At 57.1% G+C, this 12,393-nt stretch carries 12 protein-coding genes; 6 read left to right on the plus strand and 6 right to left on the minus strand.

All coding sequences use genetic code 11. The features are described 5' to 3' along the window. The first annotated feature begins 6 nt into the window (after positions 1–6). The 3 genes from nfsA (at position 7) to H1S06_RS11880 (ending at position 2,244) form a co-directional block, all read left to right on the plus strand. Positions 7–744 carry an oxygen-insensitive NADPH nitroreductase gene (nfsA, locus tag H1S06_RS11870; protein WP_181740455.1) on the plus strand — a complete coding sequence of 246 codons (738 nt, stop codon included), beginning with the start codon at positions 7–9 and terminating at the stop codon, positions 742–744. Positions 745–839: 95 nt separating this feature from the next. Then, positions 840–1,163, plus strand: a complete 324-nt coding sequence (locus H1S06_RS11875) for a hypothetical protein (RefSeq protein WP_181740457.1) — start codon at positions 840–842, stop codon at positions 1,161–1,163. A gap of 58 nt (positions 1,164–1,221) precedes the next feature. Then, complete coding sequence (locus H1S06_RS11880; protein ID WP_181740459.1) at positions 1,222–2,244, plus strand: CobW family GTP-binding protein; 1,023 nt, start codon at positions 1,222–1,224, stop codon at positions 2,242–2,244. On the opposite strand, the gene H1S06_RS11885 is transcribed toward H1S06_RS11880, so the two are convergent. Continuing rightward, a complete protein-coding gene (locus H1S06_RS11885) occupies positions 2,225–3,112 on the minus strand; it encodes a DMT family transporter (RefSeq protein WP_220183865.1) in 888 nt (295 codons plus the stop codon). The genes H1S06_RS11880 and H1S06_RS11885 overlap by 20 nt on opposite strands. A gap of 138 nt (positions 3,113–3,250) precedes the next feature. On the opposite strand from H1S06_RS11885, the gene H1S06_RS11890 reads away from it, so the two are divergent. Then, positions 3,251–4,057 (plus strand): AraC family transcriptional regulator, encoded by an 807-nt coding sequence (locus H1S06_RS11890; protein ID WP_181740461.1) that lies wholly within the window; start codon positions 3,251–3,253, stop codon positions 4,055–4,057. A gap of 97 nt (positions 4,058–4,154) precedes the next feature. Next, positions 4,155–4,739 (plus strand): HAD family hydrolase, encoded by a 585-nt coding sequence (locus H1S06_RS11895; RefSeq protein ID WP_181740463.1) that lies wholly within the window; start codon positions 4,155–4,157, stop codon positions 4,737–4,739. A gap of 57 nt (positions 4,740–4,796) precedes the next feature. Here the strand turns inward: H1S06_RS11895 and H1S06_RS11900 are convergent, their stop codons facing one another. Then, on the minus strand, positions 4,797–6,437 hold the full coding sequence (locus tag H1S06_RS11900; RefSeq protein ID WP_181740465.1) for a BCCT family transporter: 1,641 nt from the start codon (positions 6,435–6,437) through the stop codon (positions 4,797–4,799). Between the two features lie 340 nt (positions 6,438–6,777). Between H1S06_RS11900 and H1S06_RS11905 the strand changes: the two genes are divergently transcribed. Next, positions 6,778–7,680, plus strand: coding sequence for a LysR substrate-binding domain-containing protein (locus H1S06_RS11905; protein WP_181740467.1), 903 nt, complete (start codon positions 6,778–6,780; stop codon positions 7,678–7,680). A 58-nt stretch (positions 7,681–7,738) separates the two neighbouring features. Here H1S06_RS11905 and H1S06_RS11910 read toward each other — a convergent pair whose 3' ends face one another. From H1S06_RS11910 to H1S06_RS11925, 4 genes are all read right to left on the minus strand, one after another. Next, positions 7,739–9,097 (minus strand): TRAP transporter large permease, encoded by a 1,359-nt coding sequence (locus H1S06_RS11910; protein WP_181740469.1) that lies wholly within the window; start codon positions 9,095–9,097, stop codon positions 7,739–7,741. After that, on the minus strand, positions 9,087–9,728 hold the full coding sequence (locus H1S06_RS11915) for a TRAP transporter small permease subunit (protein ID WP_181740471.1): 642 nt from the start codon (positions 9,726–9,728) through the stop codon (positions 9,087–9,089). The genes H1S06_RS11910 and H1S06_RS11915 overlap by 11 nt, the downstream gene beginning before the upstream one ends. Next, complete coding sequence (locus tag H1S06_RS11920) at positions 9,703–10,752, minus strand: TRAP transporter substrate-binding protein (RefSeq protein ID WP_181740473.1); 1,050 nt, start codon at positions 10,750–10,752, stop codon at positions 9,703–9,705. Before H1S06_RS11920 ends, H1S06_RS11915 begins: the two co-directional genes overlap by 26 nt. An 80-nt stretch (positions 10,753–10,832) precedes the next feature. Beyond that, complete coding sequence (locus H1S06_RS11925) at positions 10,833–12,332, minus strand: CoA-acylating methylmalonate-semialdehyde dehydrogenase (RefSeq protein ID WP_181740475.1); 1,500 nt, start codon at positions 12,330–12,332, stop codon at positions 10,833–10,835. Between the last annotated feature and the right edge of the window lie 61 nt (positions 12,333–12,393).

Consider the following 12,393-nt stretch of genomic DNA (forward strand, 5'->3'; position numbering starts at 1 on the left):
AATCTCATGAACCCGACGATCGATTTGCTGAACGCGCATCGCTCCATCCGTAAATTCACTGCAACGCCGATCGATCAGGCCACCGTGGACACGCTGGTCAAGGCGGGACAGGCAGCCGCCACATCCAGCTTCATTCAGGCCTGCACCGTCATTCAGGTCAGTTCGGGAGAACGCCGCGACGCGCTGGCAGAAATGGCGGGCAACCAGAAGTACGTTGCCAGCGCTCCCGTATTTCTGGTGTTCTGCGCCGACATGAAACGCCATCAGCTGGCCTGTGACATGCATGATGCCGAAATGCAGACCGGCTTTACCGAACAGTTTCTCACCGCCTCCCTCGACTGTGCCCTGTTTGCCCAGAATGTCATGATTGCGGCCGAATCACTGGGGTTGGGCGGCGTCTACATCGGCGGGTTGCGCAATCAGATTGCTGCCGTATCCGAGCTGCTGGAATTGCCGGAACTGGTTTATCCCGTCTTCGGCCTTTGCCTCGGTCACCCGGACCAGAACCCCGAAACCAAACCACGCCTGCCTCTGGAGGTAGTCCTCAAGCAGGATCGCTATGACGACAGCCAGGATGCCGAACACATCGCCGCCTACGACAAGAATGTACGCGAGTATTACCGCACACGCACCGGCGGTAACAAGGAGATGAGCTGGAGCGAACAGATCTCCGGCATGCTGGTCAAGGAAGCTCGCCCACACATGCTGCCTTTCCTGCATAAGCAGGGCTTCATCAAGCGCTGAACCATGCAGAGCCGGTAACGCTCAACTATGCTGAACGGCAGGCACCCGAATTCTGTCGGGTGCTGTCTGTACTGTTCCGGCAAGAGGAGTGCACCATGTCAGACCATCACATTGCCGACCTGCTGGAGCGCCTGGAGCAACACGCCTGCCAGCATGCTCGACAACAGACCCTCAGCGTATCGATTGACCGTGACGACATGGTCCGTCTGCAGGCACTGGCCGAAACCTATGGCATGGACATTGCTGTGCTGACCCCGGTACTGCTGCACACCATCCTGACCGATATCGAGGCGCGCATGCCCTACAAGCCGGGTTCCCGCATCATCCGTATCGAGGATGGCGACCCCGTCTACGAAGATGTCGGCCCCATGCCCCGCTACCTGGAGGCCAAACGCAAGCACGAAAAGGCATACGCGTGACTTGCCTGTAACCGGCACCTGGCCCACAATCGTTACCCTGCAACATCAGGAGTTCATTGTGAGCCAGGCACCTATTCAATCCGTTCCCACCAACATCATCACCGGCTTTCTCGGCACAGGCAAAACCACCGCCATCAACCATCTGCTCGAGCACAAGCCCGACGCTGAACGCTGGGCAGTGCTGGTCAATGAGTTCGGTCAGGTCGGAATCGACGGGAGCCTGATCAGGGAGCAGGATGGCATCGAGGTGAAGGAGCTGGCCGGCGGCTGCCTCTGCTGTGCGCTGGGACCCAGCCTGCCGATAACGCTGGCCACTCTGCTGCGCCGCTTCCGTCCCGACCGCCTGCTGATCGAGCCTACCGGCCTGGGCCATCCGGCACGCATCATCGACACCCTGCAGAACGAAACCTTTCGCCAGGTACTGGATCTGCGCAGCATCATCTGCCTGCTTGATCCCATGGTACTGCACCAGCCTGAAGTCTTGCGTCAACCCGGTTTTATAGACCAGCTCAATCTTGCGGACCTGATCGTACTCAACCGCATCGACCTTGCCGGAAAAGACGAGATTGCCGAAGCCACACGTCTCTCGACCAACCTGTTTCCGCCCAAGCTGGCGATCCACGCAACCACCCGGGGACAACTGGCTCCTGAGTGGCTTGATCTGAGCCACCTGCCACAACGCAAGGCCCGTTATCCACACTCCCACACCGCTTCATCGAGCCGCAACAGCCTGGCCCCCGTCCCCCGACAAGAGATGCCTGAACCCGGCAGGCCCCGGGCACAAGTCGGCAAACAAGACGGCTATTACAGCTACGGCTGGATCTTCGCCGCCGACGATGCCTTCGAGTGGCAAGCGGTGCAGGAGTATCTGGATGGTTTGGACGGCATCACGCGTCTCAAAGCCGTGCTGAAAATCGGCCATGCCTGGGTCAGCTACAACCGCAACGACAGCTATCCGGCAACAGTCGGTGAATCCGCTTGGCGGCGTGATTCACGACTGGAAATTCTGAGTACCCAGGCACTGAACCAGGATCAGATTGAAACCGGGCTGCTGACCTGTCTTAAAGCGCTTCAGCCTTGAGCGCAACCCTTGGCCGCCGGGTACGAAACTGCACCAGACTGACGCCGGTCAGCACCAGAATACCACCGACATAATGGGGGATGCCCAACTGCTCATCCAGCAAAATCGAGGCCAGTATGGCAGTAAAAACCGGCATCAGATTCATGAAAATGGCCGTGCGTTCGGTGCCCAACAGAGCGACAGCCCGCATCCAGGCCCAGGGAGCCAGAATCGAGGCACCGATAGCCGCGTACACGATGAGCGGCAGCGATGCCTGACTGATACTGATACTGCTGGCAAAGAGCAGCAAAGGTGAGAGCAGCACGACGGCGATCAGTACCTGTATGTACAACATGTCCCAGGTCGGCAAGGGCAGCGACCAGCGCTTGAGCAAGACGCCATAAAGAGCGTAAACCAGGGCCGCCAGCAACAACAGCAGATCCCCGGGCACAACCGAAGTTGAAAGGCTTGCCAAATTGCCCTGACTGATCATGAACAGCAAGCCACCAAAAGAGATAAAGGCCCCCAGCAATGCCAGCCGAGACAGCCTGGCCCCCAGTAAAGGCACCGCCAGAAGCAGGCTGATGACCGGCACCAGCGATGTAATCAGTGCCATATTCGTGGCACTGGTCGTTGCCGCAGCAAAATAGGCCAGACTCTGGTTAAGCACCATCCCAAGACTGGCCAATACCGTCAGTTTGCCAAGAAATGGCCGGATCCTGGCGCGGCGCCGCCAGACTCCTGGCAACAGTACCGGCGTCAAAACCAGAAGCGCAAAGGCCCAGCGGTAAAAGGAAATAGCTTCCGGTGCAATCACATCAGCGGAAAGTTTGTTAACCAGACTATTGCCAGCCCAAATGGCTACGGCCAACAACGGGAACAGATACACAACGGAACTCCTCAGCACTGCGCGCAAGGCCTAAGATGGCGAACGGAATTTGAGCGATATGAGGCAGATTGTGGCATGTCTCATGTATTATACATATTGCCTATCAGACAGAATCAATCCGCGTTCGGACATTCACCCATGAGCAATATCTACCAGCCGCCCGCACGGCACCCTGGAGATGGCCGCCAGGTTTTCTTTTACTACCAGCAGTTTTCACCCGACACGCTGACCCCCATGCACAGTCATGAGTGGGGACAGTTGCAGCTGAGCCGTGGCGGCCTGATGGAGCTGGAAGCTCAGGGACAGCGATTCATGTCGCTGTCGCAGTGTGGCATCTGGATTCCGCCGGGGGTAAGGCACGAGGGTTACATGCGCCGCTGCGTGCAGTACAGCTCGATGAATGTGCCGCTCGAACGAGCAGCCACACTGCCAAACCATATCTGCCTGCTGGAATTGAGCCCGATCAGCGAAACCATTTTGACGGACTTGCGTCTCAGGGGAATTGAGCTGGCACAGACGCCTGCGGACGAAAGGCTGCTGGCCGTATTACTGGACCAGCTGAGCCAGTCTCGCGAGGTACAACCATTTTTACCCGTGACGGATCACCCCATGCTGCAGGCCATTACCACCGAATTGGAGATTTTGCCCGAGGGTGGGCGCAGTTTTTCGGCCTGGGCTGACACGCTCGGCACCACCGAGCGTACCCTGGCGCGCATATGCCTGGCACAACTCGGGATGAATTATACCGAGTGGCGACAACGCCACCGATTTATTCATGGCCTGCAACTGCTGCGCCAGGATATTTCGGTAAAAGAGGTAGCCCTGACACTGGGATACCATCAGACTTCCCCCTTTATCAGCCTGTTCCGAAAATATGCCGGTTGCACGCCCCAGGCGTACCGGCAACAACTGGCACAAGGAACAGCGGCCGCTTTACCCCGGTAGGGGTACTACGGCATCGGCCAGCTATTCCAGACACGCTTTCTACAGCATCAAGGGCTGCGATAGGGTAACCTGCCCCCAATGATTCAGAGGTGGTAACGTGAAACAACTATGCGGCATAATTTTCGATTTGGACGGCACTCTGGTGTCCTCGTCTTTGGACTTTGCAGCCATCAAACGGGAAATTGGCTGCCCACCCGGGGTCGATGTGCTGACGTTCCTGTCCTCCTTGCCGACCGAACAACAGGATGAAGCCCTGGCCGTCATTCACCATCATGAGCAGCAGGACGCGCTGCACTCTGACTGGATGCCGGGAGCCCGCGCCTTCGTGGATACCTGCCTTGAACGCCAGATTCCCATGGCAATTGTGACACGCAACTCCTGCCACACTTCACGCCTGAAAATCGAGCGAAACGCCATCCCCATCGACCGAGTCATGACGCGAGAGAACTCGGCACCCAAGCCGGACCCTGCAGCCCTGCTGGAGATCGCCAATGACTTTGCATTGCCGACACACAAGGTATTGATGGTGGGTGACTACCGATATGACCTTGAAGCCGGCCGGAATGCCAACATGCAGTCCTGCCTGGTGAACTACACAACGCTGCCCGACTACTCTCATCTGGCCGATTACGCCTTTCCTGACTTTCAAGCGCTGCACGCGGCCATGTTTGGCCGCCAGTAGATGGGCTCCATCAGGCCCACGCGCCCGAAGGCACGTTCAGACCTGCCGACAGGGCGATTAAATGCGCGGCTCGCTCCGCAATCCCTGGTATGCCGAGTAACCTGACACCAGCACAACCAGCATGAAGGGAACCCCGGTGATCAGTACGGCGGCCTGAAGCGCAGTCAACCCTCCGCCGAGCAGCAATGCAATAGCAATGGCGCCTTCAATCACGACCCAGAATACGCGCTGGGTTTTGGGTGAGGTTACTTTCCCGCCGGAGGTGATCGAGTCAATCACCAAAGAGCCCGAATCCGAAGAGGTAATGAAAAACACCATCACCAACAAAATACCCACCAATGACGTCACCGAAGCCCATGGAAGCTGATCCAGCATGGCGAAAAGCTGAAGCTCCAGCGCAGCATTTTTCGCCCCGTCATAGCCATTGACGAGTTGATCCAGAGCGGTTTCTCCAAAAGAACTCATCCACACAACCGACACCGCTGTCGGTACCACCAGTACCGCAATCAGGAATTCACGTACGGTCCGGCCACGCGACACTCGAGCGATAAACATCCCCACGAAGGGTGACCAGCTCACCCACCAGGCCCAATAGAAGGCAGTCCAGCCATTAATAAATCCCTGGTCCTCACGCCCGAAGGGGTTGGCCAGGAACGGCAGCTTTTGGAGATAAGCCCCCAGATTATTCAACGCCCCGGTCACAATCAACAGCGTAGGACCAACGATGATGACAAAAAACATGAGCACGAATGCCAGCGTAATATTCAGCTGCGAAATGCGGCGTACGCCCTTTTCCACACCGGCCACTACGGACACCAGGGTAACGGCGGTAATGCCCACGACCAAAAGCACCATGGTCGTGTTATCGTTCGGCACACCAAACAGGTGATGCAGGCCGGCCGAAGCCTGAGATGCCCCCAGGCCCAGTGATGTAGCCAGACCAAACAACGTGGCAAATACGGCCAACACATCCACGACATGACCCGGCCAGCCCCAAATACGCTCACCAAGAACCGGGTAGAACACGGAGCGCATGGTCAGTGGCAACCCCTTGTTGAAGGAGAACAGCGCCAGCGCCAGGGCGACAATCGCGTACGTCGCCCAAGGATGGAGCCCCCAATGAAAGATCGATGCCGCCATGCTCAGCGAGCGCGCCTCTTCCTCGCCGCTCAACTGCGCTCCCAGAGGCCCCGTAGTGCCACTGCGCAACTCACTGAAATAGGTCAACGGCTCCGACACACAGTAAAACATCAACCCCACTCCCATACCGGCAGCAAACAGCATGGCGAACCAGCCCGGATAACTGAAGTCGGGACGAGCGTCCGTACCGCCAAGACGTACTCGGCTGAGCGGGGAAAAAATCAACACGAGCGCCAAAATGACAAACAGATTGGTCGACAGCATGAATGCCCAGCTGAGGTTGTTGGTCAAAAAGCTGCGCGTCTGATTAAACACGGCCCCCATCGTATCGGGAAAGCCCAAGGTAATGCTGACAAAAAACAGAATGACGGCGGCAGACCAGAGAAAAACCGTACTGTGCAGATCGACCCGCAACCCCAGCAGGCCTGCGCTCACATTATCCTGACCGATCACATAATCCGTATCGATCACATTGGAGTCTCCCTCAGGCATGGGAAGGCCTGCATCGGCGGTGCTGCTCGCCAGGCTTGAATCGGATGGATGATACTCGGTGTTCATACTGTTCCTGTACTGGATGAATAAAACATTCGCTTGCCCCCCTTCAGTCACCCGCACCTGCAATCAATAACGCCCCTTCCGCACAGCGGAACCGGCGAAACCATACAGATCAGGAGGGTTTGGAGAGCTTGTCCAGCTTCTTGCAGAAACTGGAGTGGGTCTTTGAGATTCCCGCCTCACTCGGAGCGTGCTCGGTGTGACATCTGACATTAAGCAGACAGGCGTAAGGACGAGCGAACCCTGGCAACAATGCCGATCAGTTTGCTCTGCAGCGCATATTCTGGAAGACTTGCCTGCATCAAGGAAATGAAGATTTCCAATACTTCCATCATGAATTGTAATGACTCAGACCAAAACACAACGCCCGCTGGACCTCGTGGTACTGAACACCTTCGTCAGCGTCATCGAGCAAGGGGGATTCACCGCAGCAGCAGAGCACCTGCACCTGGCACAACCCACGGTCAGTGCACATATCAAACGACTAGAGGAAACCCTTGGTCGTCCACTCCTGCGTCGCGGACATAAACTGGCAACACCTACGGCAGCAGGTGAAAAGCTGTTGCTACATGCACGTCAAATGCTCCGACAAAACCGTCTGGCCTGGCAGGATATCAACGACCAACGCCTGGCCGGTGTCGTCAGACTGGGGATACCGGAGGATTACCTCGGATATTTGCCGAGTGCTCTGGCTGATTTTGAGTCGCGTTTTCCCGACGTGGAGCTAGAAGTACATTGCGGACTCAGCGTCGAACTGATCAAGGATGTTGAGTCGGGAGTGCTGGACCTGGCGATTACCACACGCCAGCCTCGCAGCCCCGGAGGGGATGTATTGCGCAGAGAACCGATGATCTGGGTCGGCGCAAGCGGATATGATACCCAAAGCCGTTCCCCCCTGCCCCTGGCCGTATCCAGACAAGGTGTCTGCATTTTTCGTGACCGCACCCTGGCCAGTCTGGATGCCGCCGATATTCCCTGGCGAATTGCCTACACCAGTGCCAGTTTATCGGGCCTGTCCGCTGCTGTCCGGGCCGGACTTGCAGTCACGGTGCTCACACCCCCAATGCTCGGCAGCGATATGCGGGTACTGAAGAATGGCTTGCCGGAGCTGCCCCATATTGAGATTGCGCTCCATCGCAATGAACGACCAACAGAAGCCGCAACGCAACTTGCTAACCAACTACAGTCACATATAGAAGCCTATTCAGCTGCTCACCCGCCTGGCCGGCATGGCATCCTGTCCTAACATAAGGCCCAGTCACCTGCCTCCAGGCCATCCCTGGCCATTACTCGCTGGAAAACGTCTAACCGCTGAGCCCCGGCAACCAAAGCACAATTGACGGGAAGAGTATGCAAAGTGTCAGCCCCGCCAACTGCAGCAGTACAAATGGAATAATGGATTTGTAAATGGTGCCAATACCCACGCTGCCGTTAGTGATCCCTTTCAGGTAAAACAACGCATATCCGAAGGGTGGTGTCAGAAAACTGGTTTGCAGGTTGATGGCAACCAGAATCGCAAACCAGACCAGCACCGTGTCTCCCTGCAACACGCCCCCGAAGTCCAGCTCACTGACAACCGGCAGCAGCAGCGGCAAAATAACGAAGCTGATCTCGATCCACTCCAGGAAAAAGCCCAGCAGAAAGATCAGCCCCATCAGCAGCAGCAACAGACCATAAGGTCCCAGCCCGGTCCCGGTAATCATTTCTTCAATCATGTCGGCACCGCCCAGACGCTTGAATACCACGCTGAAACAGGTTGCTCCCACGACCACAAAGAGAATCATCGCTGATGTTTTCGAGGTCGAGCGGCAGACGTCACGCAAAGCCGCCACATTGAGCTGTCTCAGGAACAGAGCCAACAGCATGGCACCCGCCGCACCTATTGCAGCCGCTTCCGTAGGCGTTGCGATACCGGCCATGATCGATCCCAATACCGCGACAATCAAAACTACGGGGCCCAACAGGTCGCGCAGCAATGCAACTGCCAAAGGAGCCTGCTGCTCGGTGTCTTCGGCAGCTCCGCCCTCACTGGCCAGAGGTGCCCAGTCAGGCCGGAACCAGGCGGCCAGCAGCAAGTACAGGGTATACAAAACACCCAGCATCAACCCCGGAACCAGAGCGGCCTTGAACAGAGCCCCAACCGAAATCTGCATGATTGAGCCCATCAGCACCAGCATGATCGACGGTGGAATCAGGATCCCCAACGTACCGGAGGCCGCGACAACACCATAGGCCATTTCCGGCTTATAGCCCTGCTTCAGCATCACCGGCAATGCCAGCAAACCCAGCATCACGACCGAGGCGCCGATAATACCGGTACTGGCGGCCATCACCACGCCCAGCAGCGCCACGGAAACAGCCAGCCCGCCACGTACATTGCCGAACAGACGCTGCAGAGTCAGCAGCAGATTTCGGGCAACACCGGAGCGTTCCAGCATGAGCCCCATGAACACGAACAAGGGAATGGCAATCAACAGCCAGTTTTCAATCACTCCGCCAAAAATGCGCGAGGACACCGTACCCAGAAACGGCAGAGGGATATCACCGATAAACGCAAACAGGATGCCCAGCCCACCCAGCAAAAATGCGACCGGATAACCGCTGAAGATGCCAACCAGCAGTGCCAGCACCATCGCAATCGCCAATCCATATTCATCCAGCATCCGAGTTCTCCTCTACATCACGTGCCGGATCCAAAATACGTGCCAAACGATCGAACACCTGCCCCAGCGCGCCAAGCGCCAACAGCAGCAGCCCGGTCGGCAACGCTCCCTTGATCAAAAAACGGTCGGTCAGGCCACCATAGTTCGACTGCTCCCCCGAGACATAGGACATCTGCACCATGTGCTTGGATAGCCAGGCGATCAGGATACAGAAGGGGATCAGCAGCACCAGGTGGCCGACAATTTCGACCCAGTGCTTCAACGCGGGCGACATGCGGTGGTGCAACATATCAACCCGTACATGCATATTCGCATGCATGGCGTAGCCGGCACCAAGCAGCGTCAGGACACCGAACAGGTGCCACTGCAGCTCGGTCACCGTGTTGATTGTGATCGCCTTGCCCAGCAGCAGCACCTTGTCGTCCCACCGCATGAGTTCATTGATGCCCAGGGCATTCATCAGTACGGTGGCCAGCACCGCCATCATCACGCCCAGCACCAGCCAACTGCTGACCTGACCCAGCCAGCGGCCCAGCCCGATTAACGGGCAGGCCAGACAGGCACACCAGCGGGCGCCGGACTGGCGCCAACCGGGTAGCCTGGTGTCATCGCGGAGTTGCTTGCAGCTCATACCACTCATCCACCAGCTTGCTGTGTTTCATCAGCGATTCATAGGCCTTGGCAAACAGAGGATTGGTCTTCATCTCCTCCTCACGCACCTCGTCCCAGGCCTTGCGCAGTTCCGCCAGTACCGGATCGGGGAAGCGTTTTACCTCAATGCCCTTTTCTTCCAGCTTACGGATAGTGCGAATCTGCTCGGCAGGCGCTTCCGCCATGGCCCACTGCAAGGTCGAACGGCAAGCGGTTTCGAACTTGGCCTTGGTGGCGTCATCGTATTCGTTCCAGACATCCTTGTTGATGATGAACGAGAACCAGCTGGCCGACTGGTGCCAGCCCGGGAAGTAGTAGTATTTGGTCACTTCCTCGAAGCCCATGACCTGATCCACCTGCGGCACGGAGAATTCGGTCGCATCGATACGTCCACGCTCCAGCGCCAGGTAGATCTCCCCGCCCGGAATCAGCTGGGTCGAGGCACCAAACTTGTTCAGCACTTTGGCACCCAGGCCGGAAATACGGATACGCAGGCCTTCAAAGTCCTTGATATCCTTGATCTCCTTGCTGTACCAGCCACCTGTTTCCTGTGGTGATATAAAGCAGGGCAGCACTTTTACATTGTATTGATCGTAGGCGCTCTGCAGAATTTCAGTCCCTTCATCGGCCCACATCCAGGACATGAAAGCCTCGGGTGTAGGACCAAAGGGCAAGGCACCGTATAGATTGGTGACCGGCACGGTACCGGCCCAATAGCCGATCCAGTCCCAGCCTGCGGGCACGGCTCCCGAGGATACGGCGTTAAAAACCTCAAACGCCGGTACCAGATCACCGGGGTTGTGCACCTTCAGTTTGACCTTGCCGTCAGTAACCGTTTCCAGCTCCTGTGCAAAACGCACAGCGCCTTCACCGATAAACAGGTTGGTATTAAACGTATTGGCAACGTCCAGCTTCGATGGGCCTGCAGCCTGCAGGCTGGTGGACAAAACCAGTGCGGTCGCACCGGCGCTCAGAGCGGTTGTAAAGCGAGAGAGCTGACTCATGATTTCACGTCCCTTTTATTGTTATTGCGGGTGAAAACCGGGTTCAGTCGCACGGCCTTGTGACCGTGCGTACCTGTAGTCTATTTCATACTGATGGTGGTGTTAACGCCTTCCGATTCATTATCGGGCTCAAACCAGCGCGACGTAACGGTTTTGGTCTGTGTCCAGAACTGAATCGCCTGCTTGCCGTTGGGACCCAGATCCCCCAACTTGGATGCCCGCGACCCGGTAAAACTGAAGAAAGCCACCGGCACCGGAATAGGTACATTTATGCCGACCTGCCCTACATCGATGTCCGCTTCGTAACGGCGCGCAGCCCAACCGGAGTTGGTAAAGATTGACGTGCCATTACCATTGGGGTTGGCATTGATGAATTCGATCGCTTCATCCAGGGTCTCCGCCGTCACCACACACATGACCGGGCCGAAAATTTCTTCATCATAGACACGCATGCCAGGTTTCACATCGGTAAAAATTGTCGGCCCGACAAAATTGCCGTTCGGATACCCCTCGACACTGATCTCGCGCCCATCCAGTGCCAGCGTTGCGCCTTCGGCCACACCGGAATCAATCAGGCTGATCACACGGTTCCGCGCCTGCGGTGACACCAGCGGTCCCAGATCCGCGTCGCGCTGGGTACCGGGCCCTACCTTCATGGTCGTGGAACGCTCAATAATCTCCGCCAGCCACTCCTTCGCCTGGCCCACCAGAACAACCACGGAGTTGGCCATACAGCGCTGGCCGGCAGCCCCGAAACAGGAGCCGATCACGTTATTGATCGCCTGGCTGCGGTTGGCATCCGGCATGATGACACAGTGGTTTTTTGCTCCCATCATCGACTGCACACGCTTACCGGCAGCCCCGGCACGATCATAAATGTGTGTGCCTACATGGGTGGAACCGATAAAGGAAAGCGCCTTGATATCCGGGTGGTCACAGATCTGGTTGGCAACATCGGGGCCGCCATGCACCACGTTCAACACGCCTGCGGGGATACCGGCTTCATGCGCCAGTTCAACCAGACGCATGGTGGATGTGGGATCCTGTTCGGATGGCTTGAGGACAAAGGTATTACCGGTAGCGATCGCCAGCGGGAACATGAAACAGGGCAGCATGATCGGGAAGTTGAACGCCGTGATGCCGGCTCCAACACCCAACGGTTGCTGCAGTGAATATACATTGACGTTGCCGGCGGCATTTTCGGCGATTTCGCCCAACTGCAACGACGTAATGGAGCAGGCATGCTCGATCACTTCCAGACCCCGTGCCACTTCGCCTTCGGCATCCGGCAGCGTCTTGCCGTGTTCTTCAGTGATCAGGGCCGCCAGTTCTTCAGTATGCTCTCGCACCAGCGCCTGGAAACGCAGCATGATCCGCATGCGCTGCGCCAGCGACACCTTGCGCCAGGACTTGAACGCTTCCTTGGCGACGGCAACGGCGGCATCCACCTCGGCTGCCGTTGCAAAGGGCACGCGCGCCACCACCTCCTGAGTCGCGGGATTGACTACGTCACGCCACTCGGCACTGCTGGAACGAACCTTTTCGCCATTGATAAACAGGGGGATTTCACGAACCGACATAAACCTGATCTCCTTATATTTCTTGTGTATTCAGGCAAAAGCAAGGCCCTGTAAGGCTGTC

Origin of the sequence: Marinobacterium marinum (assembly GCF_013868415.1) — a bacterium.
Classification (GTDB): Bacteria; Pseudomonadota; Gammaproteobacteria; order Pseudomonadales; family Balneatricaceae; genus Marinobacterium; species Marinobacterium marinum.

Excerpts from the sequence above, each read along its gene's own strand:
- nfsA (WP_181740455.1), top strand. The coding sequence starts at position 7 with ATGAACCCGACGATCGATTTGCTGAACGCGCATCGCTCCATCCGTAAA.
- H1S06_RS11875 (WP_181740457.1), top strand. The coding sequence starts at position 840 with ATGTCAGACCATCACATTGCCGACCTGCTGGAGCGCCTGGAGCAACAC.
- H1S06_RS11890 (WP_181740461.1), top strand. The coding sequence starts at position 3,251 with ATGAGCAATATCTACCAGCCGCCCGCACGGCACCCTGGAGATGGCCGC.
- H1S06_RS11900 (WP_181740465.1), bottom strand. The coding sequence starts at position 6,437 with ATGAACACCGAGTATCATCCATCCGATTCAAGCCTGGCGAGCAGCACC.
- H1S06_RS11905 (WP_181740467.1), top strand. The coding sequence starts at position 6,778 with ATGACTCAGACCAAAACACAACGCCCGCTGGACCTCGTGGTACTGAAC.
- H1S06_RS11910 (WP_181740469.1), bottom strand. The coding sequence starts at position 9,097 with ATGCTGGATGAATATGGATTGGCGATTGCGATGGTGCTGGCACTGCTG.
- H1S06_RS11915 (WP_181740471.1), bottom strand. The coding sequence starts at position 9,728 with ATGAGCTGCAAGCAACTCCGCGATGACACCAGGCTACCCGGTTGGCGC.
- H1S06_RS11920 (WP_181740473.1), bottom strand. The coding sequence starts at position 10,752 with ATGAGTCAGCTCTCTCGCTTTACAACCGCTCTGAGCGCCGGTGCGACC.
- H1S06_RS11925 (WP_181740475.1), bottom strand. The coding sequence starts at position 12,332 with ATGTCGGTTCGTGAAATCCCCCTGTTTATCAATGGCGAAAAGGTTCGT.